The organism is Aquitalea sp. FJL05, assembly GCF_003852595.1.
GTDB lineage: Bacteria > Pseudomonadota > Gammaproteobacteria > Burkholderiales > Chromobacteriaceae > Aquitalea > Aquitalea aquatilis.
Genome location: NZ_QAJS01000006.1, coordinates 51,575 through 77,228 on the forward strand (window position 1 = coordinate 51,575; position 25,654 = coordinate 77,228).

The following is a 25,654-nucleotide window of genomic DNA, read 5'->3' on the forward strand; positions in this document are numbered from 1 at the left end:
CCAGCCATGAACTTTACCGACATCTTCATTCGCCGGCCGGTGCTGGCGACGACGGTAAGCCTGCTGCTCGTCGTGCTGGGTTTGCGCTCATTGTTCGGCTTGCCGATCAATCAGTACCCGCAGACCCAGAACGCCGTCGTCACCGTGTCCACCACCTATTACGGTGCGGACGCCAAGACCATGGCCGGCTTCATCACCCAGCCGCTGGAGGGCGCCATCGCCCAGGCACAGGGTATCGATTACCTGTCATCCACCAGCAATAGCGGTATTTCCACCATTACCGCCACCCTGCGGCTGAACTACGACGCCAACCGCGCGCTGACCGAGATCAACACCCAGGTCAACACGGTGAAGAACCAGCTGCCGGCGCAAGCCCAGCAGCCGGTGCTGACGGTGCAGACCGGGCAGACCACAGATGCCATGTATATCGGCTTCTATAGCAAGACCCTGCCCACCAACAACGTCACCGACTTCCTTAACCGTGTGGTCAAGCCCAAGCTGGACTCCATCCCCGGCGTACAGACGGCCGAGCTGCTGGGTGCGCGTCAGTTCGCCCTGCGTGCCTGGCTGGATGCCGACAAGATGGCCGCCCACGGCATTACCGCCACCGATGTCAACAGCGCGCTGGCCAGCAATAACGTGCTGGCGGCTGTCGGCACCAGCAAGGGGCAGATGGTGAGTATTCCGCTGACTGCCGCGACCGACCTGCACAGCGTGGACGAATTCAAGAAGCTGGCAGTCAAGCAAAGTGGCGATGCCATCGTGCGGCTGGAAGACATTGCCACGGTGACGCTGGGCTCGGAAAACTACGACTTCAACGTGGCCTTCAGCGGTGAGCGCTCGGTATTCATCGGTATCAAGGTGGCACCGGAGGCCAATATCCTGGATGTGGCCAAGAGCGTGCGCACTGCCTTCCCCGGCATTCAGCAGCAATTGCCGTCCGGCCTGACCGGGCAGATCGTCTACGACTCCACCGACTTCATCAACACCTCGATTCATGAAGTGGTGAAGACGCTGGTGGAAGCGCTGGTGATCGTCACCGTGGTGATTTTCTTCTTCCTGGGCAGCTTCCGCGCCGTGCTGGTACCGGTGATCGCCATGCCGCTGTCGCTGATCGGCACCTTTTTCATGATGCTGATGCTGGGCTACTCCATCAACCTGCTGACCCTGCTGGCGCTGGTGCTGGCCATCGGCCTGGTGGTGGACGACGCCATCATCGTGGTGGAGAACGTCGACCGCCACATGAAGGAAGGCAAATCGCCCTATGATTCGGCCATCATCGCCGCCCGCGAACTGGGCAGTCCGATTCTGGCGATGACGGTGGTGCTGGTGGCGGTATATGTGCCCATCGGCTTCCAGGGCGGCCTCACCGGTGCGCTGTTTACCGAGTTTGCCTTCACCCTGGCCTCCGCCGTGACGGTATCCGGCATCGTGGCACTGACCCTGTCGCCGATGATGTGCTCGCGCTTCTTCCGTCCGGAGCAGGATGAAGGCCGGCTGGTCAAGGCCATCGACCACACCTTCGACAAGGTGCAGAACGGCTACCGCCGCCTGCTGCACAGCCTGCTGGAAACCTGGCCGGTGCTGGTGGTGATGGCCGCCATTCTGCTGGCCTTGCTGGGCCTGATGACCAAGATGTCGCAATCGGAACTGGCACCGGAAGAGGACCAGGGCATCGTGCTGGGCCAGATCGTAGGTTCGCCCACCGCCAATGCCGACCAGATGCAGACTTACGCGCAGCAGATGTATGCCATCAGCAAGAGCATGCCGGAGTACGCGCAGATGTTCCAGATCACCGGCACCCCCACCATCAATGCCGGTATCGGCGGCGTGCTGTTCAAGCCGTGGGAAGAGCGCGGCCGCAGTGCGCATGAAATCCAGCAAGACTTGCAAGCCCGCTGGAACAAGATTGCCGGTGCCCGGGTAGCGGCCTTCCAGTTCCCGCCCTTGCCGGGTTCGTCCGGCCTGCCGGTGCAGTTCGTCATCAAGACCACCGAGCCGTTCGAAAACCTCAACGAGGTATCGCAACAGCTGCTGGACAAGGCGCGCAGCTCGGGCAAGTTCTACTTTGCCGACGTGGACCTGAAGATCGACGCCCCGCAAACCACGGTGGTGATCGACCGCGACAAGGCCAGCGCGCTGGGCATGACGCAACAGGATGTGGCCAATGCGATGAGCGCGGCCATGGGTGGCGGCTACGTCAATTACTTCTCCATCGACGGCCGCTCCTACAAGGTGATTCCGCAACTGCTGCAGAAAGACCGTCTCAATCCGGCACAGCTGCTGAACTACTACATCCGCACGCCGAATGCCGGGGTGATTCCGCTGTCCACCGTGGCGCATCTGAAGTCGGACGTGGTACCGGAATCCATCACCCGCTTCCAGCAGCAGAACTCCGCCACCCTGTCCGGAGTATCCGGCCAGGCGCAAGGTGAAGTGCTGAAATACCTGGAAGACACGCTGAAGGAAATTGCCCCCAGCGGCTATACGGTGGACTACGCCGGCCAGTCGCGCCAGTTCAGCCAGGAATCCGGTGGCTTCGCGCTCACCATGCTGTTTGCCGTCATCATCGTGTTCCTGACGCTGGCGGCGCTGTTCGAGAGCTTCCGCGATCCGGTGGTGATTCTGGTATCGGTGCCGCTGGCGCTGTTCGGGGCGATGATCTTCATCTTCCTCGGCTTCTCCTCCATCAATATCTACACCGAGGTGGGACTGGTGACGCTGATGGGCCTGATCAGCAAGCACGGCATCCTGATCGTGGAGGTGGCCAACGACCTGCGCGCCAAGGGCGCCAGCAAGCGTGAAGCCATCGAAGGTGCGGCGGTAGTGCGTTTGCGCCCCATCCTGATGACCACCGCCGCCATGGTGTTTGGCGTGGTGCCGCTGGTGATCGCCTCTGGTGCGGGTGCCGCCGGCCGCCATGCCATGGGTCTGGTGATTTTCAGCGGCCTGTCCATCGGCACGCTGTTCACCCTGTTCGTGGTACCGGCCATGTATATGGCACTGGCGTCGGAACATCACGGCAAGCAGACGGCCGCCGCCAAGGTGGAAACCGTCGGCTAAACCGCAGCACGCTCCCCCCACAAGCCCGGCACTGCCGGGCTTTTTTCATGCCGGCCGGCAATGAATGCGGCTTTCTTGACCTAGACGAAAACTTTGCCTGCAATTGTCACTTATGCTGACGACAAATGCAGGCACAGGGCGCGCCATGCTGCACATGGCGTCATGCGAACACCTAACGCATTGGCCAGCGACTCCCTACCGGGAGCCCGTCCCTGTCACTGCTTTCCATCTTTGCAAGACATCCCCCAACAGGAGATAACACAATGGACAAGGCAATCAAGGCTGCAATGGAAGGCCTGCTGCGCGTCGCCACCGATGAAACCCAGCATATCCGCCGCGCCAACTGCCCGGTGGACGGTTCCGAAGACCGCCAGGATGACTGCCCGGCCTGCCAGGCCATCCAGCGGGCAGAAAAACTGCTCAAGCCGCAATGGGCCGACCGGGCGCAAGTGCTGGAAACCGTGATCCGCCGGCTGGATATCGGCTGAGCCACACACACGGTCGCCGCGGCGGCCACCCGGCATGCAACAGGGGCTGTGTCCATTGCGGACTACAGCCCCTGTTGTTTTGGGCCAGCGACTCAGTGGCTGGCCTCGACAGCGCAGTGCAGCTTAATGCAGCGCCTGGCGCTCTTCCTCATGCTCCCCCCACAAAGCATTCAGAATACCCAGCGACACGGCAAAAATGAGCATTCCACAGGCACTTTTAACGAGCTATCGCCGAAGCACAGCAGCCTATCAACAGGCTCTTAGGCAGGGGAAAAAGACAACCTTGGTGTGCTCGCTGCAGCAAACTCTGTTCCAGCCTGATGGCCGGGCCGGCATCAACGCCCGGCTTGCAACAGGCTGGCGCCGAGATATTCACTGCCGCTCACGCCGGGCAGGGCAAAGAAATAGCCGCCGCCAAAGGGTTTGATGTACTCCTCCAGCGGTTCGCCATCCAGCCGGTGCTGGGTATCGATAAAGCCGGTTTGCAGATTGGACTGGAAGCAGATGAACACCAGGCCCATGTCCAGCTGGCCGGACTTGGTCAGCCCCAGCGAATAGCTGTAGCTGCGACGCAGCAGCTTGGCATCATGGCGGCCATGCTTGCGTGGTTCGGCACGGCGCATGTGGGAATCCAGTGGTACATGCTGGCCATGCGGGTCTGCTGCAAAGCCGGGGTCGTCGAATTCGTGGGTCTTGCCCAGCGGCGCACCACTGGCCTTGTCGCGGCCAAAAATACCCTGCTGCTCGCCCAGCGGTGTGCGGTCCCACTGCTCCAGCGTGAAGCGGATCAGGCGGATGGCGACATAGCTGCCACCCTTGGCCCAGGCCGGTTCCTTATCCTTGTCATCCACCCACACCAGCGCATTCATCTGGGTGGCGTCTGCCGTGTCGGGGTTCCCGGTACCATCCTTGAAGCCGAACAGATTGATTGGCGTGCTGCTGTGGCGTACCGCCCCCGCTGGCAGAAAACCATCCATTTTCCAGCGGGCCGCCAGCTTGTCCGGGCTGTGCTTGATAATGTCACGCACCGCATGAATCACCGTTTCGCGGGAATGGGCGCAGCATTGCAGCAGCAGGTCGCCATCGCACCATGCCGCGTCCAGCGCGTCATTGGCAAAGGCCTGCATCTGGCTCAGGTGCTGCGGGCGCTGTGCCTGCAGGCCAAAGCGCTGGTCAAACAGCGAGGCACCTGCCGCCACGGTCATGGTCAGCCCATCCGCGGCGATATTGCCACCCAACAGGCCGGAGTCCGGCGGTGGCATTTTGGGGTGATCAACCGGTGCCGGGCCGCCCTGGGTCAGGAAGGCGATGCGTTCGGTCAGCAATTGCAAGGTGCCCTGCAAGCCCTGGCGATCCTTGGCCAGTACGTCCAGCGCAATGAAGATGGCTTCCTGTGGTGCCGGGGTGGTGATACCCGCCTGATGTTGTCCGCGATAGGGGACAAGGTCCTGCGCCGGGTCCACCGGCGGTGCCAGCTTGCCAAACCAGGCCCCTGCTCCCAGCCCACCAGCCAGCAGGCCACCTCCAAACAACCCGGCTCCGCGCAGCAGGCTGCGGCGCTGGGGGTTGGCTATCGCTGCAGCCTGGGCAATGGCTGGCTTGTCTTGTTCTGTCATGATGTGAAGTTTGTCTGGGTTGTGCTGCCGCGCAGCATGGTCATTCGACGATAAGCACACCGTGCGGATTGCTCAGCAGGCCGCAGGTCATTTCGTATTTGCCGGGTTCCAGCCTGGCAGTCAGCTTCTGGCTGAAGCCGGGGGCGATGTTCTCGCGCTCCTCCACCACATACACGCCCTTGAGGATTTCCCACTCCACGGTGCGGCCGCTGTTGTTCTTGATCATGAACTGGGTCTTGCCGCGCTGCACGGTCAGCTGCATCGGCTGGCAGGCCTCATTGCTGATGCCGACATTCACCACCGGAATGGCGGCAGCCGCTGCTGCGGCAGCTGCCTGTGGTGCCGGGGCCTCCTGGCTGCAGCCGGCCAGCAAGGCCGCTAGCAGCAATACGGGGAATACTCTGGACATAAGGACTTTCTAAGGCAATGTGTTCAAGCTCGCCCGGCCTGCCCGCTGGCAGCGCCGGGCGGCATCGTGACTGATCAATCCAGACCCAGCACGCCACGCAGCTTGGACAGGTCTTCCGCCAGGGCGGTAATCGGGCCCTTCATGGCGGTGCGGTCCGCGTCAGTCACCTTGTCGTAACTGACAAAGCCCTGCTTGTCTTCGCTGCGGTATTTGTCCAGCAGGCTGTCCACGGTCTTGAAGTTTTCATCCACCTTGGCCAGCAGGTCCGGGCTGGCTTTCTGCAGCAGCGGGCGCAGCAGTTCGACAATCTTCTGCGCGCCGTCCACATTGGCCTGGAAGTCCCACAGATCGGTATGGCTGTAGCGGTCTTCCTCACCGCTGATCTTGGTGGCCGCCACTTCTTCGATCAGGCCGGCCGCGCCGCCCACCATCTTGGCCGGCGGAATGCTCAGCGTCTGCACCCGGCTTTGCAGGGTGGTGATGTCCGCTACCAGCTTGTCGGCATACTCCGCCTGACCCTTGGTGGTGTGCTCGCCAAACAGGGCTTTTTCCAGACGGTGGAAGCCGGTGAATTTCGGGTCGGCAGCTTTTTGCTTGAAGTCATCCTCACGGGCGTCGATCGCGCCATCCATATCGGAGAACAGCTCGGCAATCGGCTCGATACGCTCGTAATGCTGACGGGTGATGGCGTACAGCTCCTGCGCCTTTTTCAGTTCGCCAGCCTTGATGGCAGCCGCAAAAGCCTTGGACTGGGTCAGCAGGCCGGCCAGCTCGGTCGTCACGTATTGCTTGTAATCGGCAATCGGGCCGGCCAACTGGGCGCTATAGTCCACCGCGGGTGCCGAGGCGGCAGCCACGGCCGCACTGCTGGCCTGCGCCACCGGTGCATCTTCGGTTTTGCCGCAGGCGGCCAGGGTGGATACCAGCAGCGCCAGTAGCGACAGCTTGAACAGGGAACGGTTTGTCATCAGGATTTTTCCTTGAGAAATAAAAGGCTGAAGCAGGGTCAGCGCGTTGTTGCAGGCAGCGGACTGACGGCAGGCTGGCTGCCGCGCATGAACAGGAACAAGGCCGGAATCAGGAACAGCAACCAGGCCAGCACTTCGCTGATGGTGGGGGTGTCGTTGTAGCCGAACATGCCGGCCAGAATCACACCCAGCGGGGTGTCGATGGGCAGCACATGGCTCAGGTCGAATACCACGGTTTGCAGCTGGTTCCACAGGCCGGCTTCATGCAGGGCCTTGATGGCACCAGCCAGCAGGCCGGCAGCGACGAAGATGATGAACAAGCCGGTCAGGCGGAAGAAACGGCGCAGATCAATACGCACGCCGCCCTGGTAAATGCCGTAGCCGATGGCCGCCGCCACCACCAGGCCCAGCAAGGCGGCCAGCCAGGCCAGCGGGTTTTCCGCCTGCTGCTGGAAAGCAGCCAGCAGGAAAAACACCGACTCCAGCCCCTCGCGCGCCACGGCAAAAAACGCCATGCCGACCAATGCATAAGCCTGTCCCCGGCCGCGGCTGAACACCGCCGCCATGGACTCATGCAGCTGTCCCTTGATGGAACGCGCCGCCTGCTTCATCCAGAACACCATGGACGTGAGAATGGCGACGGCAATCAGCGCCACCACCGCCTCAAACAGCTCTTGCTGCTTTTGCGGGAATTCCTGCTGGGTCAGTTCCAGTGCGCAGCCCACCGCCAGACTGAGCAGGCAGGCCAGCACCACGCCCAGCCATACGGCGGGCATCCAGCGCTGCTGGCCGGACTGGCGCAGATAGCTGGCGATGATGCCGACAATCAGCGCGGCCTCCATGCCTTCGCGCAACATGATGAGAAACGGGATCAACATGACCAGGCTCATTTTTTGAAAATGAGAATCATGCTCATTTGCATTTGAACTGTCAACGCAAAATTTTGTCGCCCACCCCGCCAGCCCTTCCCTGCAGCCATCTGCCGCTCTACACGCCGGCGGTTGCGGGGTGCTGCCGGCTGCCGGGATAAGCCCGTGGCCAGTGCCATCAGCGTGCAGCACGCTGCATCCGCATGGAATGAGCCGTGCCTGAGCCGTGCCAAAGAACAATGAACGCTGCCATTCCCGCCACAAATGCAAAATGCCACGACTAAGCGTGGCATTTCCATGGCAAGGGCAGTGGCCTGCGGGCCAGCGCCGGAGAGCAAGTCGACTCAGTCACCCGAGCAGCAATCGCCGCCTTTCTTCGCCGGTGACACCTGCTTAAGCACGACTGCAGGCGCAGCGCTGTTGGACGCGCAGCCTCCTCCACACGAACCGCAACCCGTGCCACAAGCACCCTGCTTGCGGGCAAAGCGCTGAATCAGGCTGCGCAGGGCGAACAAGACAACGATGGCGATGATGCCGTACTGGAGCAAGAGACTGGTAGTCATGCAAAGGCCTTCACCAGGTGATAAGTCAGAAACGAGCAGGCGTAAGCCACCACAAACATATAGCTGAAGGACAACACCACCTGCCGCCGGCTGCCGGTTTCCTTGCGGATCACCGCCAGCGTCGACATGCATTGCGGGGCAAAGGCAAACCACACCATCAAGGATAAGGCACTGGCCAGCGAGATCTGATGCGCCAGCACATGGCCCAGCGAAGCGACATCATCGGCATTGGCCACCGAGTAAACCGTAGCCAGGGTAGCCACTGCCGTTTCCCGTGCGGCAAAGGCTGGAATCAGCGCCAACGTGACCTGCCAGTTGAAGCCCAGTGGCGCAAACAGAAACTGCAAGGACTTGCCCAGATAGCCGGCGATGCTGTAATCGATGGCCGGGCCGGTAGCGCCGACAGGCGGATTGGGGAAGCTGGAAATAAACCACATCAACACCGTCAGCGCCAGAATCATGCCGGTCAGCTTCTTCAGGAAGATGCTGCCTCTCTCCCACAGCCCCAAGGCCAGATCGCGGAGCTGCGGCACACGGTAGGCGGGTAATTCCATGATCAAAGCCGGCTGCTGCGCATCACGAGGCCGCAGCCGCTTGCACACCCAGCCCACCGCCATGGCCCCCACAATACCCAGCAGGTACAGGCCTAGCAGCACCAGGCCTTGCAGATTCAATATTCCACCAATGCTGTGCGCCGGGATAAACGCACCAATCAGCAAGGCATAAACCGGCAAGCGTGCCGAGCAGGTCATCAAAGGCGCGACCAGAATGGTGGTCCAGCGGTCACGCTGATTGCTGATACTGCGGCTGCCGATAATGCCGGGAATGGCACAGGCAAAACTGGACAGCAGCGGAATGAATGAACGGCCGGTCAGACCAACCGACAACATGACGCGGTCGAGCAGAAAGGCGGCGCGCGGCAGATAGCCCGACTCCTCCAGCACCAGGATGAAGAAGAACAACACCAGAATTTCCGGCAGGAAGCCCAGCACCGTGCCCAGGCCGCTGATCAGGCCATCACACAGCAAGCCGCGCAGCGGGCCATCCGGCAGCAGCCCGGCCACCAGCTTGTTCAACAGGTCAAAGTTGTCGCCAATCAGGTCGGTCACCGGTTTGCCCAGCGAATACACCCCCTGGAACACCATGAACATCACCAGCAGCAGAATCAGCGGCCCCAGCACCGGATGCAGCACCCAGCGATCAATCGCATCCACTTTCGCATCGGACAGCTGGGGAATGCTGACGCAATCGGCCATGATGTGGCGCACACGCTGATGCAGGTCACCATGGTGAGCGGCGGCGGCCGCAGGGATTTTGCTGGCTGTCTGATCGACCAGCTGCACCAGCGCATCCACCCCGCCACGACGCACTGCTACGGTTTCCACTACCGGAATGCCCAGTTCGGCAGACAGGCGCGCCACATCAATGTGGATGCCACGTCGCTGTGCCGCATCCACCATATTCAGCGCCAGTACCATGGGCAGGCCCAGTTGCTGCACCTCCAGCACAAAGCGCAAATGCAGCCGCAGATTGGTGGCGTCGGCGACACAGATAATCATTTCCGGCGTCTGCTCACCACGGTGCTGGCCGCGCAGCACATCGAGCGTGACTTTTTCATCCTGGCTGGCGGACTCCAGGCTATAGGTGCCGGGCAGGTCGAGCAGGCTGATGCGGTGGCCGGACGCGGTGAAGAAATGGCCTTCCTTGCGCTCGACAGTCACGCCGGCGTAATTGGCCACTTTCTGCCGGGCGCCGGTCAGCTGGTTGAACAGCGCAGTTTTACCGCAATTGGGATTACCGACCAGGGCAATGCGCAAAGCCATCTCAGCCACGCTGAACTCCTTGTTGCAGCACGATGCGGCTGGCTTCTTCCCGGCGCAGGGCAAAGCGGCTGGTGCCCACCTGCACCAGTATCGGATCGCCTCCCCACGGGGCACGGGTAATGACCTTTACCGTCTCACCTGCGACAAAGCCGATGTCCTGCAGGCGCGCGGCAATCGCGTCATCAGCCTGCAGCTTTTCCACACCGACCACACTGGCTGTTTGTTGCTTTCCCAGTTCGCTAAGTCGCATCCACATCACCCGTAAATGAAAATCAATTTTGATTGGCCGGATAATACCCCCTCGCCCTCTAATGTCAATATTTTTCCTGCGTCTTTGCGGGGGGCAAACCGGTGCTCAACCTGCTTGATCCATCCAGCCGCCGTTGGCTTACGCCGACCGGCCTACGTCTCGAGTGGCTCCCGTGCAGCAGCACAGCGTTAGCGTGGAATATTCACCCCATCCTCGTTGAAGTCGCCTTTGGCTGCACCGGCATGGCAAGCCTGACAATTGGCGGCGCTGCCAATGGATTTGCGTTTCCAGACTGCAGGACTGATTTCGTCGTGCTTGTGGATGAACCAGCCGCTGCTGGTGATTCTGGGCGCTTCCACTTTGTTGCTCTGGCTTGGCGTTGCGTATTTGCCGTCCGCAGCGGCCCCGGTCAGGTAGGTACGAATGATCTTCTCGTCTTCAGGCGTTAACGTAGCGTTGCTGCCGTAATGGTTTTTCAGGGTGTCCATCTGCCGTTTCCAGGCGGAGGCCGGCAGCAAGCCCGGCGGGTAAGCCATGTGGCAGCTGCCGCATTCCGTTTTCCAGACAGCTGGCGCTTGCGATAGTGAGCGGGCCAGCTGTTTTGGCCGCTTGCCACCTTCATGGTGCTCTCCGTCATCGGCCATGATCTGGCCTGCGCTGATGCCCATCAGGGCGATGGCACCCAGCAACAAGATTTTCTTCATGTTGTTTGTCCTTATTTCAGGCTACTCAGATAAGTAATGAAGTCTCCTTTTTCCAGCGGGGTGCATTCGCGCTTGAAGACATCATCACAATTGCGGCGAAACCATTTTTCAACTTTCTTCGAATCAGTAAATCGGGAAGGCGTAACCGACGTCGCCATCGGGTCGATAGTGCGAAAGGCAAGTGTTTTCCCTGCCTGGCGTGGATCTGCCGAGTGGCAAGTGGCGCAGCTGATTTTCTTGCCGTTTTGCAGGGTCTCCCTGAAATAGAGGGTTTTGCCGCGATCGGCCGCAAAGCCGGTAAAACCGGGATTGGCCTGTTTGGCCTGCGTGGCATAGTCGCTGATGATGGCCGGTGTGGCGCTTGCGCTTGTGCCTACACTTGCTAGCGCGATTACCAGGATAATTGCAGTGCGCATGATCTCCTCCTGTTTTATTGACGCTTTTACCTTAGGAGGACAAGCTTAATTTATGATTAATTTTCCATTTAATTTTTGATAATGGGTTTTATTATTATTTGACAATCATGGAATTAATTACTGCTTAAGCTGATGGAATTACTGTGAAATCCGTATCTCAAAATACAAGGAGATGAGCATGCGAAAATTCACCCGATTCCATTGGTTTCATTGGTCGCTGGCTGGCCTGTTTGTTTTGGCTTATCTGACCGGCGATGATGCAGGATTGGCACATGCCTGGCTTGGTTATGGCTTGATAGCGCTTATTATTATTCGGGTGGCAATAGTATTAATGCGGATTAATGGATTTCCGCGCATTCTGCCGAATGCCACACTGCAGAAAGGTATCGCGGCAGAAATATGGGGCAAGACGCTGATATGGGGAATGGTGGCTGCCTTGATATTGATTTCGCTGACGGGTGTCCTGATGGTGGATAACGCTGCACTCATCAATGCCGGTTTACAGCTCTTTATTCCGCCAGCACAGGCGGAATCCATAGGCAACCTTGTCGCCGGCCTGCCACAGCTTAAGGGCGAGGAACTCCATGAAATGGTTGCGACGCTGAGCCTGGGGCTGATTGCTTTACATATAGGCTGGCTGATGGTGTATCGCCGGAAAATGGTGTGGTTTCTGCTGGGTGGCACACACACGGCAAAGCCAGCCGAGCCGTCCCGCTCTGCGGTGCAGCATGACAATCTCTCCGTGTGTGAATTGCGTCAGGAAACGCAGGATGCCATCACCATTGTGCTGGCCTTGCCGGCTGAGCGCCGGTGGCGGTTTCAGCATCAGCCTGGCCAGCATCTGACCATCGGGGTGGATATTCATGGCATGCGCCACTGGAGGTGTTACTCCATCACCAGCCTGCCAGGCGAGGCCACCCTGGCGATCACGGTAAAGCGCGTGGCTGGCGGACTGGTTTCGAACTGGCTGCATGAGGGTTTGCGTGTCGGCATGACCGTGGCTGCCTTGCCGCCCGCAGGCCAGTTCCGGCCCCGAGTGCCCGCAGGGGATCTGCTATTGCTAGCAGGCGGCAGCGGTATCACGCCACTGTATTCGATTCTTCGTTACGTGTTGAGCCAAAGCCAGGGTCGGGTGAGGCTGATCTATGTCAGCCAACAAGCTGATAATGTGATCTTTCGCCAACAACTGGCATCTTTGCAGGACCGTTACGCTCAGCGACTGGTCGCCACGCTATGGATCACGGAAGACGAAGGCCGGATTGATGCGGACAGGCTGGAAATATTGGTACGCGACTGGACTCACACTGAAGCCTTCCTTTGCGGGCCTGATGGGCTGATGAGCATGGCGCAGACCTGCCTGACTAATCTGGGCATGCCACCAGCCGCCCTTCATCGCGAGCGTTTTGCGGTGGGCCGGCAGGCTGCAGGCATGGACAGCAGAGCCGCCTCGGCGCGGGTGAGTCTGCACGGGAAACAGCACGCCATCGTGCTGGACGAAGGTGCTACGCTGCTGCATGCGATGGAGCGTCAAGGTTTGCAAGCGCCCAGCCACTGCCGCGCGGGCATGTGCGGAAGCTGTCGCTGCAAAGTGAGCGAGGGCCGGGTGGCAATGCGCAGTAATCTGGTGCTGTCGCAAGCAGAGGTGGAAGCCGGCTGGGCCCTGGCGTGTCAGGCCGAGGCACAGACTTCAGTCCTGACAGTTTCCTTCGATGATACTGCGGGGGCGGCGTCCTCCACTCATCACCATTAGGGAGTTACGGTGGGAAAAAAACAGAGTCTGATCAACGCAGCCTTGTTGCTGCCACCTACTGTGGCAGTACTGCTGTGGTGCGTGCAGCGGGTGTTTTCACTTGATGTTTCAGTGGACATATTCTTGCTTGTCTCGGCAGTGCCAGTCATGGTTCTGCTGGTAAAAGACACGGTAGTTGTCTTGAGCAAGCAAGCACTGGGGGTCGACCTGCTGGCCTTGCTGGCCATCGGCGGCTCCATGATGCTGGATCAATGGCTGACAGCTGCGATCATCGCAGCCATGGCGGCTACCGGTCGCTGGCTGGACAGCTATGCAGCCGGACGCGCCGAGCGGGAAATGACCAGCTTGCTGGCCAAGGTGCCGCGCTACGCCAACCGGCTGGAGGGGGAAAGCCAGCAGCGCGTGCCGCTGGCGGAAATAGCTATTGGCGATTTTTTACTCGTCAAATCTGGCGAGGTGGTACCGGTCGATGGACGCCTGAAAGATCCGCTTGCCGTTCTTGACGAAGCGACCCTGACCGGCGAGCCCACCCCGGTCAATTACAATGCCGGCGCACTGCTCAGAAGCGGCACGATTAATGCGGGTGACGCATTCAGGATGACTGCGATCGCCACTGCCGAGGCCAGCACCTTCAGTAGCATCATCAAACTGGTAGAAGAAGCCGGGCGGGCCAAGGCGCCGGTAACGCGCATGGCCGATCGCTACGCCTTCTGGTTCATTCCCGCCACCCTCGCGCTTGCCGGCCTTGCCTGGCTGGCCAGTGGCGATGTCATGCGGGCACTGGCGGTTCTGGTGGTGGCAACCCCCTGCCCCTTGCTGTTGGCCGTGCCTGTGGCAATGATTTCCGGGATATCCCAGTGCGCCAGCAGAGGGGTGCTGGTGAAAAGTGGTGAAGTGCTGGAGACGCTGGCACGCGCTAACCTGCTCTTCTTTGACAAAACCGGCACCCTGACCGGGGGTAAGGCACGGCTGACGGCAATTCATGCAGCGGATGGCGTGCATACGGATGAAGTGTTGAGGCTGGCTGCGGCACTGGATCAGATGTCGAATCATGTGATGGCGACGGCGGTGGTGCAAGCGGCGAACGAGCGGGGGGAAACCCGTTTGCCCATGCCCAGTGACGTCACTGAAACGGCTGGAGCCGGGCTGACAGGCCTTCTTGAAAACCGCAGGGTGACCTTGGGCAACTTTGCCTACATCACGAGCCAGCTGTCTTCCCTGCCGGAGTGGGCGACACAGTTGCAGTCCAGGCTAGACATAGAAGGATCAAGCTCGGTGTATGTTGCCAGAGAGGGGCAGCTGTTAGGTGCGCTGGAGATGGCAGATTGCCTGCGACTGGAAACCCCCCGGGCCTTACGCATGCTGAAGAGAGCGGGGATCAAGCGCATTACCATGCTATCCGGCGACCGCCAGGATGTAGCCGAGGCGATCGGAAACGGCATCGGGGTGGATGAGGTGTTTGCCGGATTACAGCCTCAGGACAAGCTTTCCCGCATCCAGGAGGCTCGCCAACACGGTGTTGCCATCATGGTGGGCGATGGCATTAATGACGCGCCGGCGTTACGGACAGCCGATGTCGGCGTCGCGATGGGCGCGCAAGGCGCAGCCGCTGCGGCAGAGAGCGCTGGCGTCGTATTGCTCAATGATCGCCTGGATCGTCTGGCGGAAACGGTCATAGCCGCACATCGCACCATGTCCATCGCCCGGCAAAGCGTCGTTGCCGGCATGGGGCTCTCGGTCACGGCCATGCTGGCTGCCGCATGGGGCTGGCTGCCACCGGTTGCCGGGGCCGTTTTGCAGGAGATCATTGATGTTGCGGTGATTCTCAATGCACTGCGGGCTTTAGCCCCGCCGGCTGCGGTGCGACAGCGGCAGCGCTTTACGGTCGGCACGATATCGAAACTGAATGAGGAGCACGCCCAGCTTAATCCACTGTTGCAGCATTTGGCGGCCTTGGCGCGCAGCCTACCCCAGTTGGAACATGCCACATTGGTGGAAGAGTTGACCCGGCTGGACGCCATGTTGCAAGAACAGCTGCTGCCACATGAAAAGCGGGAGGAACATCAGGTCTATCCGGCAATGGCACAATTACTGGGGGGGGAAGACCCTCTCGCTGCGCTCAGCCGCAGCCACCAGGAAATATTCAAACAGTCTCGGCGCCTGGCGATGCAAATTGCAGCACTACCTATCTCGGCTTCCGCATTGGAAATACAGGAATTGCAACGGACGCTTTACGGCCTGGACACCATTTTGCAACTACATTTTGCCCAGGAGGATGAGTTATATCTGAGCATGACCTGAGCCATTTGATGTGAACAAACACATTGAATTACGGTGATTGTGCATCTGCAGCCAATCGAATCAAGGAGAAAGCACAGCCAATTGATGGCCACACTTTTCGATACATTTTTTAGAAGAAAAAAAGAATAAAGTAACCGTCAATTGCCCCTGTCATGACAATGCGGGCAATTTGTTTATCTTGATAATTAATCAATCCGTAAGCAAGGCAACTCTCATGCATATAAAAATGGCTGCCCCCTCTCAGGAGGACAGCCATGAAGCAGCGAGCAGTTCAAGCACGTATTAATGCCTTCTCTCTCTGCGCTGCATGATTTTCACTTATTGACCTTCAACTGCGACCACAGGCGATTCTGCAGCTGCATGATGGCCTCCGGCAGTGGCTTGATCAGCGCCATGCGTTTGAGCTCAGACTCAGGCGGATAGAGAATGGGATCTGCAAGCAAAACCGGGTTCACGTATTTACGGGCTTCCTTGTTGGCTGTCGGATAGAAGATTTCATTGGTGATGGCTGCATTCACCTTGGGGTCTTCAATATAGTTTATCCATTTCATCGCCAATGCTGGGTTCTTGGCACTCTTGGGAACTGCCATCACGTCAAAGGCCAGCAAGCCGCCTTCCTTGGCATTGGAAAAACCAACCGTGTACGGTCTTTTAGCTTCACGGGCTCGTTTGCTGGCAATGTAGACGTCACCGGAAAAGCCCATGGCGACGCAGACATCCCCATTTGCCAGGTCGTTGATATAGCCGGAGGTATTGAACTGGGTGATGTAGGGACGAACCTGCTTCAGCAAGGCATAGGCATCTTCATAGTCCTTGGGGTTGGTACTGCTCGGATTGCGATGCATGTATTGCAAGGCCGCTGCAAACACATTCACGGGTTCATCCACGACGGACAGTCCACATTTCCCTACCTTTGCGGCCAGTTTCGGATTGAACAGCACCTCCCACGAATCGACTTTAGCGCCATTTCCCAAGGCCTGAGCGACCTTCTGGCTGTTATAACCGATGCCGATCGTGACATAGGCCCAGGGCACACCATACTGATTGCCAGGATCAGCCCCTTCAATCAGCTTCATCAAAGTGGGATCAAGGTGTTTCAGGTTGTCGATCTTGCTCTTGTCCAGCTTCTGGTAGATGCCGGCTTTGATTTGCCGTGCCATGAAATTGGTGGTGGGCACCACCAGGTCATAGCCAGAGTTGCCAACCATCAGCTTGGCTTCCAGGGTGGAGTTACTGTCGTAGTTGTCGTAACGGACTTTTACACCTTGCTGCTTTTCGAAATTGGGTACGGTATCTTTGGCAATGTAATCGGACCAGTTATACACGTTCAGCGTTTCAGCAGTTGCCGGTGCGCTCTGCAGTGCGATGACCAGCAGACCGGAAGTCGCCATCATCGTGCCTGCCTGTTTCAACCATTTCTCCATGCTGTCTCTCCTTGTTAGATTTCACTGCTTGATTTGAAGCGCTCGTAGCCAATTTTCAAACTGGCACCGATATCGAGGAATGGACGGGGTGGCAGCCAGCCGGGTTCGCCATGCTTCACGGCATAGCGCAGCAGATCGCTGGATACTCCAGAGGCATACTCGGCCAGCAGCTTGCCCCACAGCGTACCGCGAGCAATACCGGAACCATTGCAGCCAGATACGGCAAACATCTGGTTTCCCCATTGTTTAAACAGGGGATTTCCGGTGCGCGTACCACTCAGGTGGCCAGACCAGGTGTAAGCGATATCCTGCTTGACCAGCCAGGGAAAGCGCCGCTGCAGACCCGCCAGATGCACGTTCTGCCTGGCTTGCAATTCTGCGGCAGACACATCGCGGCATCGGTATTCCAGTGTGTTGCGAATCATGAGCCGCCGATCCTGTGTCAACCTGACGGTGGCTCCGGTCAGGGCTGCGGAGAGAATGCCCCAGGGCTGGGGAGCATCCATGGCGTTGAGCTCCTGCTGACTGAGGGGGCGGGTTAGTGAGGCGGTCAGCTCCAGTGGCAAGATATGAGCTGATTTGACACCCGCACGCCCTGGATAGGCACCGGCACAGACAATGACTCGATCCGTAGTGATGCAATGGCCATTGCCACGTACCTCCAGGGCATTACCAGCAACGGCGCGGATGGCATGAACATTGACCTGTTCGTACACTTCCACATTGGGAGGTAGTGCAGCAATCAGACCCTGAACGTATTTGGCCGGCTGAATTAATGCATTGCCGCCTGCACAGTGGACGGCTATCTTGTAAAAGTCGGTCCCCAGCCGAGCTGCGAGTGCATCCCCCTCCTGCAGCGAGACCTGGGCTCCCGCCGCCTTGAGCGTGGCCAGCAACTGCGCTGGATCTGACATCTTGCTGCTGTCACTCACGCCGATGAAGTAACCGGACTGATCAAAATCACAATCGATATCAAATTGCTTTACATACTGGGCAACCAGTTGGCTGGCTGCAGTACCAAATTGTGTTTCCTGGTGATATCGCTCAAATCCGGCTTGATTAATATATTCGCCATCACCAGGCTTCTCATGGCAAACAACAAAACCAGAATTACGGGATGATGCACCTTGTCCCAGCCTGTTTTTTTCTACCAGCACAATACGCTGCGATGGATTGATCCTTGCCAAATTAATGGCACAGGAAATTCCGGCAAAACCAGCACCCACAATGAGAAAATCTGTTTTAATATCTTTTCCCAACGTAGGCAGTTTATTTATGCCATTACTTGTCTCTATCCATCCGCACCGATCCATTTTTCATCTCGCCATTTGATTTTATTGATTTTTTAAGTATAAAAATCGCAAGATGCCATAGCAAACAATTTATTTTCATTCTGCCATTCCGGAATTTCATCCACATGATCATACGCCCACCTAACATCCAGTCGCTACAGACCTTTTTGATGCTGAGTGAGTGTAACTCATTCACGGAAGCAGCCGAACGCCTGCACCTTACGCAAAGTGCAGTCAGTCGCCAGATACAACTGCTTGAAGAACATTATTCGGTAACATTGTTCAATCGCAGTGCGCGCAAAGTGGAATTGACAGCAGAGGGAATTGAATTACTGAGATCCACCGAACTGATATTTCGTGAATTAAGTAATGTTGAAAAACGCTATTCACGAAAAAGCAGGCCATTCCGCCTTAAGATTTATGTTTCCTTAGCAGCGAAGATACTTCTTCCATTGCTGCCACAATTTTGCGTTGATAATCCCGGTCTGAGTCTGACGATAGAAACAGAATCAGACCTTGTTTATGGCGATCTGGCTCAATATGATGCATTTGTCAGCTACAAAGAGAAGTCAGCACTTAGCCAGGAGGATTTGCTGTTATTTGAAGAGTGCCTGATCCCGGTCTGCCATCCACAATGTGTTGCTGGAAAAGTACCTCCGCAAAATATGGATCAGCTTTCTGGCTACACGCTACTGCATGGCTCGCTCAATGGCATCGATTGGGAACGCTGGACCTTAGCGCATGGCTGGTCGCTGGATATATCCCAAACACATATTTTCTTTAATCTCGATGAGCTGGCCATCGAGGCCGCTGTGCGTGGAGTGGGTATCGCCATGGTAGACAAGCAGCTAGTACAACCTTTATTGGACAGCAAACGTCTGCTGATACCTATCGCGGCAGAATTGGCAACCAATAATGTCTACGTATTAAGCTTCAAGAAAAGTGGAGCCGCGCATCCACATGCGCCAGTAGTCAAACAATGGCTACATCAGCACTTATGCCAATAGGTCGGCTAGATTGCACCATCGCGGTACAGGTAGACTGAACTGCCTCTGTTTTATGTAGATACTTCGTCCTGACTGGTAAGCACCTCGACACCGCGAGAAAATTCCCCTCGCCAGTCTTACAAGCGACAGAAAAGCAAAAAGCCAGCTCCGGAGAGCTGGCTTAATTGCTTGACTTACATGGTGCCGGTAAGAGGAGTCGAACCCCCGACCTTCGCATTACGAATGCGCTGCTCTACCAACTGAGCTATACCGGCGAACCAACTTGGTAAAAAAGCCTTGAGTCTCTTATGAAGAAATTCAAGGCTTTTTTGAATCTGGTCGGAGTGAGAGGATTCGAACCTCCGGCCTCTACGTCCCGAACGTAGCGCTCTACCAGGCTAAGCTACACTCCGATTTGTGTTTTCGTGCATCAGCGCGAGAACAGCAATTTAACTCAAATCCAAGTATTTCACAATACTTTTGCAATATTTTTGGTCGGAGTGAGAGGATTCGAACCTCCGGCCTCTACGTCCCGAACGTAGCGCTCTACCAGGCTAAGCTACACTCCGCTTCCCACTAATATCTGCAATCTGTTGTCTGCTGCGCGGCCCGTTTCCGGGTTACAATCAGCGGCATCAGAGGACGCGCATTATGGAACAATTATGTGGTTTAAGCAACTATCTTTTTATCGCCTGACTTCCGAATCCATCCATGAAACCGACAAGCTGGCCGCCGCGCTGGAGAAAAGCCCCTTTCAGCATTGCGGCGGGCTGGATTGGTTTAGTGAGGGTTGGGTAGCACCGGCTTCACACCTGGACAGCCCGGTATTCTCCGCCCGCGAATGTCAGCTGCTGTCACTCAAACGGGAAGACAAGGTATTGCCCGCTGGCGTGATCCGCGATTTTGTCGAACAGAAGGTGCAGGAGATCGAAGAGAAGGAGCTACGCAAGGTTGGCCGCAAGGAAAAGCTGGCGCTGAAGGAACAGGTTACCGATGATCTGCTGCCACGTGCCTTTGTTCGCACCCACCGTACGACTGCTTATCTTGATTGCCGCCGCGGCTGGATGATGGTGGATTCGGGTACCGCCAGTAAGGCCGAAGCGCTGGTTTCCAAACTGCGTGAGGCCTTGCCGCCCTTCCCGGCTGCCCTGCCCCGCACCAAACTGGCCCCGCATACGGCGATGACGGACTGGCTGGCTGCTGGCGAGGCACCTTATGGCTTCGAGCTGGATGCCGACTGCGAATTGAAGGATGGCAGCGAAAACGGTGCAGTCATTCGCTGCACGCGCATGGATCTGACTGCGGAAGAAATCCGCCAGCATATCGCCACCGGCAAGCAGGTGACCCGCGTCGGCCTGATCTGGCAGGAGAAGGTTCGTTTCATGCTGACCGATACCCTGCAACTCAAGCGCATCCAGTTTCTGGATGTTCTGCAGGAAGAAGCCAGCCAGGCCGGCGATGACCGGGAAAGCCTGTTTGAAGCGACATTCACCCTGATGAGTGAAGAACTGGGCGAACTGGTAGAGGCCTTGATTGAAGCACTGGGAGGCCTGGAAGACAGCCAGGCATCGCCAGAGACTACTTCAGCACCAGCACCAACCCGGCAAGTTGCTGTGCCAGTAGAGGATGGCAGCGATGAGAAGCTGCCCTGGGACTGAGCCCAGACACCACGAGATTGACCAAGAGCCTGCGGGCTCTTTTTTTTTGATAGCACAAAACTAACAATCGATTAATAACAATCAATTTAACAAAACTATCAACAACAACCATACTCATCCCATCACCTTGCTATTGGGCAGGTAGCAAAGGCTTGAACCGGTGGCCCAATACGCTGTCCAGCTATTGGATAGGATTTTTCTTGCCAATATTACGGAATTATCCCAGTAACAAAGAACAGGTGATGCAGTACAAATTAGGCTATCAATCCAGTACACCGGGAGAACGTCATGCAAAACAATCAGACATGGCAGGAAGTCCTGCTCGACATGCTGGCCGCATTTGCCGGCCTGCAATAGTGCTATCAGGTGCAAAGCCTCTGGTGACTCTTCGCCGGACTCTGCCTTGAAAGTGCAAGCGGACACCATCCGTTGCACTGGATTCTTGAAAACCCTTATCTGTTAGCGGGGAAAACGCCCGCAACAACTCACAACCCACGCAACAGGAGCAAGTGATGGCGAACAACAACGCAAGTTCTGCAGGCAAGTGCCCGGTCATGCATGGCGGGATGACCCAGGCAAGCATGTCCAATATGGACTGGTGGCCCAAATCCCTGAACCTGGACATCCTGCACCAGCACGACAGCAAGACCAATCCGCTGGGCAGTGGTTTCAGCTATCGCGAAGAACTCAAAAAGCTTGATGTTGCAGCACTGAAAAATGACATCAAGGCATTGATGACAGACAGCCAGGACTGGTGGCCGGCTGACTGGGGCCATTATGGCGGGCTGATGATCCGCATGGCCTGGCACTCTGCCGGCAGCTATCGCATCGCCGATGGCCGTGGTGGTGCCGGTACCGGCAACCAGCGCTTTGCTCCGCTCAACTCCTGGCCGGACAATGCCAACCTCGACAAGGCACGCCGCCTGCTGTGGCCGATCAAGAAAAAATACGGCAACAAGATCAGTTGGGCCGATCTGATGATTCTCGCCGGCACCATGGCTTATGAGTCCATGGGCCTCAAGCCCTATGGCTTCGCTTTCGGTCGTGAAGACATCTGGGCACCCGAGAAGGACATCTACTGGGGTTCGGAAAAGGAATGGCTTGCCCCTAGCGGTGGCGAAGGCAGCCGCTACTCCGGAGAGCGCGACCTGGAAAATCCGCTGGCCGCTGTCATGATGGGCCTGATTTACGTCAACCCGGAAGGGGTGAATGGTCAGCCAGACCCGCTGAAAACCGCTCACGACGTACGCGTCACCTTTGCCCGCATGGCAATGAACGACGAAGAAACCGTAGCACTGACGGCAGGCGGCCATACCGTGGGCAAGACCCATGGCAACGGCAGTGCCGCCAATCTGGGTGCAGCGCCGGAAGGTGCCGGGCTGGAAGAACAGGGCCTGGGCTGGATGAATCACACCAGCCGTGGCATTGGCCGCGACACCGTGACCAGCGGTATCGAGGGTGCCTGGACCACCCACCCGACACAATGGGATAACGGCTACTTCGACATGCTGCTGGGCCATGAATGGACGCTTACCAAGAGCCCGGCAGGTGCCTGGCAATGGGTGCCGATCGACATCAAGGAAGAAGACAAGCCGGTGGATGTGGAAGACCCCAGCATCCGCTGTACGCCTATCATGACCGATGCTGACATGGCCATGAAGGTAGACCCGGAATATCGCAAGATTTCCGAGCGCTTCCACAAGGACCCGGCCTACTTCTCTGAAGTATTCGCCCGTGCCTGGTTCAAGCTGACTCACCGCGACCTTGGCCCCAAGGCTCGCTATGTCGGCCCCGATGTGCCGCAGGAAGATCTGGTTTGGCAAGATCCGGTTCCGGCTGGCCGCACCGACTACGACATCGACGCAGTCAAGGCAAAGATTGCCGCCAGCGGCCTGAGCCTGGCCGAGATGGTCAGCACTGCCTGGGACAGCGCCCGGACCTTCCGTGGTTCTGACAAGCGCGGCGGTGCTAATGGTGCACGCATCCGTCTGGCTCCGCAAAAGGACTGGGCGGGTAATGAACCGGCCCGCCTCGCCAAGGTGCTGGCGGTATTGGAAAAAATCGCCGCCGAATCCGGAGCCAGCGTGGCCGACGTGATTGTTCTGGCCGGCAATGTCGGTATCGAACAGGCAGCGAAGGCAGCAGGCCATGCCGTAGCGGTGCCATTCGCACCGGGTCGTGGTGATGCCACGGCCGAGATGACCGATGCCGAATCCTTTGATGTGCTGGAACCGGTGGCCGATGGTTTCCGTAACTGGCAGAAGCAGGATTTCGTGGTCAGCGCAGAAGAAATGCTGCTCGACCGTGCCCAGCTGATGCGCCTGACAGCCTGCGAGATGACCGTTCTGGTGGGTGGCCTGCGTGTGTTGGGTAGCAATCACGGCGGCAGCCAGCATGGCGTGTTCACCAACCGTGTTGGTCAGCTGACGAATGATTTCTTTGTCAATCTGACTGATATGGCCAATACCTGGAAGCCGGCCGCGCACAATCTTTACGAGCTGCGCGATCGCCAGAGCGGCGCAGTCAAGTGGACAGCAAGCCGTGTCGATCTGGTATTCGGTTCCAACTCGGTGCTGCGTGCTTACGCCGAGGTGTATGCACAAGATGATGGCCAGGAGAAATTCGTCCAGGACTTCGTCGCGGCCTGGACCAAGGTGATGAATGCAGATCGCTTTGATCTGAACTGATAGCCCTGGCGCTTAGCAGCGTCATCACAGCAAGCCAACCGGACAGCACAAGCTGTCCGGTTGGCTTGCAGCACATTCCCCTCCCCTGCATATCCCCTGCATACCCTTCCGTAACCTTGGCCAGCAACGATCATTGCCAAAACAAATCGGTAATTTTAAAAGATTAATTTTACTTGCGAATTATTCTCATTAAAATAAGAGCATTCACAGGGAGAAGCACATGAAACAACAGCACACCACATTGCAGCGCAGCCGTTTTCGCCTGATGGCACGTCGACTGGTTGGCCTTGCCATCGTCTGCGCAGGCTGGGCCTTGATATTGCAGCCAGCAGGACACAGCGCCATGGGTAGCCAGCCAGTCGCCAGCCACCCGGCTTAGGCCAAGGCATACACATCAGCAAAGGTCCGCGATACTATTTACCATTGGTAAACAATATAATGAGAAATTCACGGTTTTTTTGACAGGCAAAGCTGGTTAAGCTGTTCACATGGCAATCAATGCAGGTAATACCACCATGACCACGCGACAACCCGCCCTGTTTATTTCTCACGGAGCCCCGACGCTCCCCATTGAGCACAGCCCTACCCGCGACTTTCTGCAGCAGCTTGGCCAGCAGCTCGCCCGCCCACGGGCCATCGTGGTGCTATCCGCTCATTGGGAAAGCACACTGCCCATGGTCAATCTGGCAGAGAAGCCGGGGACGCTATATGACTTCGGCGGCTTTCCGCCCATTCTCTATACCCTGCGCTATCCCGCCAGCACAGATCTGGCCCTGGCCGCAGAGGTGATGGACCTGTTGCGCCAATCCGGCTTGCGCGTAGGCAGCACCGATCAGCGCGCTCTGGACCACGGCATGTGGACACCGCTGATGCTGATGTATCCGCAAGCAGATATTCCGCTGGTCATGGTGTCGCTGCCGCATGCAGCGACGGCCGACACTTATTACCAGATGGGCCGCGCGCTGCGCGCGCTGCGCGATGACAATGTGATGATCATTGGCTCTGGCAGCTATACCCACAATCTGTGGCAGCTCGATCGCGATGGCAGTGCGCCGCAATCCTGGGCCGAAGATTTTGCCGGCTGGATGGACGCTGCCTTAAGCCACAATCAGGTACAGGACATCCTCAACTGGAAGCAGCTGGCACCGCATGCCCGTGAAAATCACCCCAGCGACGAGCACTTCAATCCGCTGCTGGTGGCCATGGGGGCGGCATCCGATGACACGCCACCAGAAAAGCTGCACGATGACTGGCGCATGGGTTCACTGTCGATGGCCTGCTGGCGCTTCGACTGAAATGTAACAGGGCCACCCTCAGGTGGCCCTGCTGCTATCCAAGCCCTGCTTGTTACTTACAGGGTTTTCAATTTGCCACGGAAGTCATCCAGGCACTGATAGCTCTTTTGCGCCATCAATACACGCAGCTCATCCAGAATGCGGGCAAACGCCCCCTCGCCTTCTTCGTACAAACAGGTGCCAATCTGCACCGCTGTCGCCCCGGCCAGGATATGCATGAAAGCCTCCCGGCCACTATTGATACCCCCACAGCCAACCACATGCTTGCCAGGCAGCAGGCGGTAAAACTCGCGCACATTGGCCAGCGCCGTCGGCAATACATAGCTGCCGCCCAGGCCACCCAGCCCGTCCTTGGGCTTGATCACGACGCTTTCGCGCTCGACATCGATCACCAGGCCATTGCCGATGGAGTTGATGCAGGTGACAAAGCGCAAGCCAGGGAAGGCATTGAGCACGGCGGCCATCTGGGCAAAATGCACCGGATCGAAATACGGCGGCAACTTCACCCCGAACGGGCCATGGTAAACACGGGTGATTTGCGTCAGGGCCTCGCTGCAAGCTTGAAAATCGTAGCCTAGCTGTGGCTTGCCCGGCAGATTGGGGCAGGACAGATTGACTTCCGGCAAACAGGGTAGCTGCGCGGCCGCCAGATCGCGCAGCATGTCCAGATTCTCATCCAGCGTCATGCCGGAGAGCGACAGAAACAGCGGCTTGCCTGCGGCATAGGGATAGCTGCGCGCATAGTCAAGGTAATAGGGATAGCCCGCGTTGGGCAGCCCCATCGAATTGATACTGCCCAGCGGCGTCGCACAATAACGCGGCTCCGGATTGCCCATACGCGGCTGCGGCGTACAGCTTTTGGTGATCACCGCACCGGCAGCCGAAGTGCGCACTTGCTCCAGCTCCGCCACGCTGCGGCACATGACGCCCGAGGCGTTATACAGAGGATTGGCCATGGCAAGACCAAGCCAGGAGACAGACAGGTCTACATGCATGCCTTGGATTTCCCGACAAAACAAAAAACGCAGTCTGCACCCGCCACGCCACTGTCGCTCTGCGCCACGTCAAGCCTCCATGCAAAACGACCGCCGC

The 25,654-nt window shown here is 57.8% G+C and carries 21 protein-coding genes and 3 tRNA genes; 9 read left to right on the forward strand and 15 right to left on the reverse strand.

Annotated elements, in window-relative coordinates; all coding sequences use genetic code 11:
• Positions 1-6: 6 nt before the first annotated feature.
• Both DBR44_RS05000 and DBR44_RS05005 read left to right on the forward strand, forming a co-directional pair.
• Complete coding sequence (locus DBR44_RS05000) at positions 7-3,063, forward strand: efflux RND transporter permease subunit (protein ID WP_124642655.1); 3,057 nt, start codon at positions 7-9, stop codon at positions 3,061-3,063.
• Between the two features lie 263 nt (positions 3,064-3,326).
• On the forward strand, positions 3,327-3,551 hold the full coding sequence (locus tag DBR44_RS05005) for a hypothetical protein (protein ID WP_124642657.1): 225 nt from the start codon (positions 3,327-3,329) through the stop codon (positions 3,549-3,551).
• 335 nt (positions 3,552-3,886) lie between these two features.
• Here DBR44_RS05005 and efeB read toward each other — a convergent pair whose 3' ends face one another.
• The 9 genes from efeB to DBR44_RS05050 all read right to left on the reverse strand — a co-directional run bounded on the left by efeB (position 3,887) and on the right by DBR44_RS05050 (position 11,169).
• The gene (gene efeB, locus DBR44_RS05010; protein ID WP_124642659.1) at positions 3,887-5,167 is read right to left on the reverse strand and encodes an iron uptake transporter deferrochelatase/peroxidase subunit; all 1,281 of its coding nucleotides are present in this window, start codon (positions 5,165-5,167) and stop codon (positions 3,887-3,889) included.
• Positions 5,168-5,207: 40 nt separating this feature from the next.
• Positions 5,208-5,576 carry a cupredoxin domain-containing protein gene (locus DBR44_RS05015; protein WP_124642661.1) on the reverse strand — a complete coding sequence of 123 codons (369 nt, stop codon included), beginning with the start codon at positions 5,574-5,576 and terminating at the stop codon, positions 5,208-5,210.
• A 74-nt stretch (positions 5,577-5,650) separates the two neighbouring features.
• The gene (gene efeO / locus DBR44_RS05020) at positions 5,651-6,544 is read right to left on the reverse strand and encodes an iron uptake system protein EfeO (RefSeq protein ID WP_124642663.1); all 894 of its coding nucleotides are present in this window, start codon (positions 6,542-6,544) and stop codon (positions 5,651-5,653) included.
• Between the two features lie 38 nt (positions 6,545-6,582).
• Entirely contained in the window at positions 6,583-7,422 is an 840-nt protein-coding gene (gene efeU, locus DBR44_RS05025) for an iron uptake transporter permease EfeU (protein ID WP_124642665.1), read from the reverse strand.
• Positions 7,423-7,757: 335 nt separating this feature from the next.
• Complete coding sequence (locus tag DBR44_RS05030; protein WP_124642667.1) at positions 7,758-7,976, reverse strand: FeoB-associated Cys-rich membrane protein; 219 nt, start codon at positions 7,974-7,976, stop codon at positions 7,758-7,760.
• Positions 7,973-9,799, reverse strand: a complete 1,827-nt coding sequence (locus tag DBR44_RS05035; RefSeq protein ID WP_199730986.1) for a ferrous iron transporter B — start codon at positions 9,797-9,799, stop codon at positions 7,973-7,975. Before DBR44_RS05035 ends, DBR44_RS05030 begins: the two co-directional genes overlap by 4 nt.
• Position 9,800: 1 nt before the next feature.
• Positions 9,801-10,049 (reverse strand): FeoA family protein, encoded by a 249-nt coding sequence (locus DBR44_RS05040; RefSeq protein WP_124642671.1) that lies wholly within the window; start codon positions 10,047-10,049, stop codon positions 9,801-9,803.
• A 188-nt stretch (positions 10,050-10,237) separates the two neighbouring features.
• Positions 10,238-10,753 (reverse strand): diheme cytochrome c, encoded by a 516-nt coding sequence (locus tag DBR44_RS05045; RefSeq protein WP_124642673.1) that lies wholly within the window; start codon positions 10,751-10,753, stop codon positions 10,238-10,240.
• A gap of 11 nt (positions 10,754-10,764) precedes the next feature.
• On the reverse strand, positions 10,765-11,169 hold the full coding sequence (locus DBR44_RS05050) for a DUF1924 domain-containing protein (RefSeq protein WP_124642675.1): 405 nt from the start codon (positions 11,167-11,169) through the stop codon (positions 10,765-10,767).
• Between the two features lie 178 nt (positions 11,170-11,347).
• Here DBR44_RS05050 and DBR44_RS05055 point away from each other — a divergent pair, with 178 nt between their 5' ends.
• Together DBR44_RS05055 and DBR44_RS05060 are read left to right on the forward strand one after the other, a co-directional pair.
• On the forward strand, positions 11,348-12,919 hold the full coding sequence (locus DBR44_RS05055; RefSeq protein ID WP_158613558.1) for a 2Fe-2S iron-sulfur cluster-binding protein: 1,572 nt from the start codon (positions 11,348-11,350) through the stop codon (positions 12,917-12,919).
• Between the two features lie 9 nt (positions 12,920-12,928).
• On the forward strand, positions 12,929-15,220 hold the full coding sequence (locus DBR44_RS05060; protein ID WP_233578378.1) for a heavy metal translocating P-type ATPase: 2,292 nt from the start codon (positions 12,929-12,931) through the stop codon (positions 15,218-15,220).
• Between the two features lie 314 nt (positions 15,221-15,534).
• On the opposite strand, the gene DBR44_RS05065 is transcribed toward DBR44_RS05060, so the two are convergent.
• Positions 15,535-16,644: a polyamine ABC transporter substrate-binding protein gene (locus DBR44_RS05065; RefSeq protein ID WP_124642679.1), complete on the reverse strand. Its 1,110-nt coding sequence runs from the start codon at positions 16,642-16,644 to the stop codon at positions 15,535-15,537.
• 14 nt (positions 16,645-16,658) lie between these two features.
• Positions 16,659-17,903: an FAD-binding oxidoreductase gene (locus tag DBR44_RS05070; protein WP_158613559.1), complete on the reverse strand. Its 1,245-nt coding sequence runs from the start codon at positions 17,901-17,903 to the stop codon at positions 16,659-16,661.
• A 26-nt stretch (positions 17,904-17,929) separates the two neighbouring features.
• Here DBR44_RS05070 and DBR44_RS05075 point away from each other — a divergent pair, with 26 nt between their 5' ends.
• Complete coding sequence (locus tag DBR44_RS05075) at positions 17,930-18,943, forward strand: LysR family transcriptional regulator (RefSeq protein ID WP_124642683.1); 1,014 nt, start codon at positions 17,930-17,932, stop codon at positions 18,941-18,943.
• A 178-nt stretch (positions 18,944-19,121) separates the two neighbouring features.
• Here the strand turns inward: DBR44_RS05075 and DBR44_RS05080 are convergent.
• The 3 genes from DBR44_RS05080 to DBR44_RS05090 form a co-directional block, all read right to left on the reverse strand.
• Positions 19,122-19,197: transfer RNA gene (locus DBR44_RS05080), tRNA-Thr, on the reverse strand.
• A gap of 61 nt (positions 19,198-19,258) precedes the next feature.
• Positions 19,259-19,335 (reverse strand) — tRNA-Pro (locus tag DBR44_RS05085).
• A gap of 79 nt (positions 19,336-19,414) precedes the next feature.
• Positions 19,415-19,491: transfer RNA gene (locus DBR44_RS05090), tRNA-Pro, on the reverse strand.
• A 93-nt stretch (positions 19,492-19,584) separates the two neighbouring features.
• On the opposite strand from DBR44_RS05090, the gene DBR44_RS05095 reads away from it, so the two are divergent.
• The 4 genes from DBR44_RS05095 to DBR44_RS05105 all read left to right on the forward strand — a co-directional run bounded on the left by DBR44_RS05095 (position 19,585) and on the right by DBR44_RS05105 (position 24,562).
• Entirely contained in the window at positions 19,585-20,580 is a 996-nt protein-coding gene (locus tag DBR44_RS05095; RefSeq protein WP_124642685.1) for a recombination-associated protein RdgC, read from the forward strand.
• A gap of 512 nt (positions 20,581-21,092) precedes the next feature.
• Positions 21,093-23,267, forward strand: a complete 2,175-nt coding sequence (katG, locus tag DBR44_RS05100; protein ID WP_124642688.1) for a catalase/peroxidase HPI — start codon at positions 21,093-21,095, stop codon at positions 23,265-23,267.
• A 220-nt stretch (positions 23,268-23,487) separates the two neighbouring features.
• Complete coding sequence (locus tag DBR44_RS19470; protein ID WP_158613560.1) at positions 23,488-23,646, forward strand: hypothetical protein; 159 nt, start codon at positions 23,488-23,490, stop codon at positions 23,644-23,646.
• Positions 23,647-23,782: 136 nt separating this feature from the next.
• Positions 23,783-24,562, forward strand: a complete 780-nt coding sequence (locus DBR44_RS05105; RefSeq protein ID WP_124642690.1) for a class III extradiol ring-cleavage dioxygenase — start codon at positions 23,783-23,785, stop codon at positions 24,560-24,562.
• Between the two features lie 56 nt (positions 24,563-24,618).
• Here the strand turns inward: DBR44_RS05105 and DBR44_RS05110 are convergent, their stop codons facing one another.
• Positions 24,619-25,557 (reverse strand): dihydroorotate oxidase, encoded by a 939-nt coding sequence (locus tag DBR44_RS05110; RefSeq protein ID WP_124642691.1) that lies wholly within the window; start codon positions 25,555-25,557, stop codon positions 24,619-24,621.
• Positions 25,558-25,654: the final 97 nt, after the last annotated feature.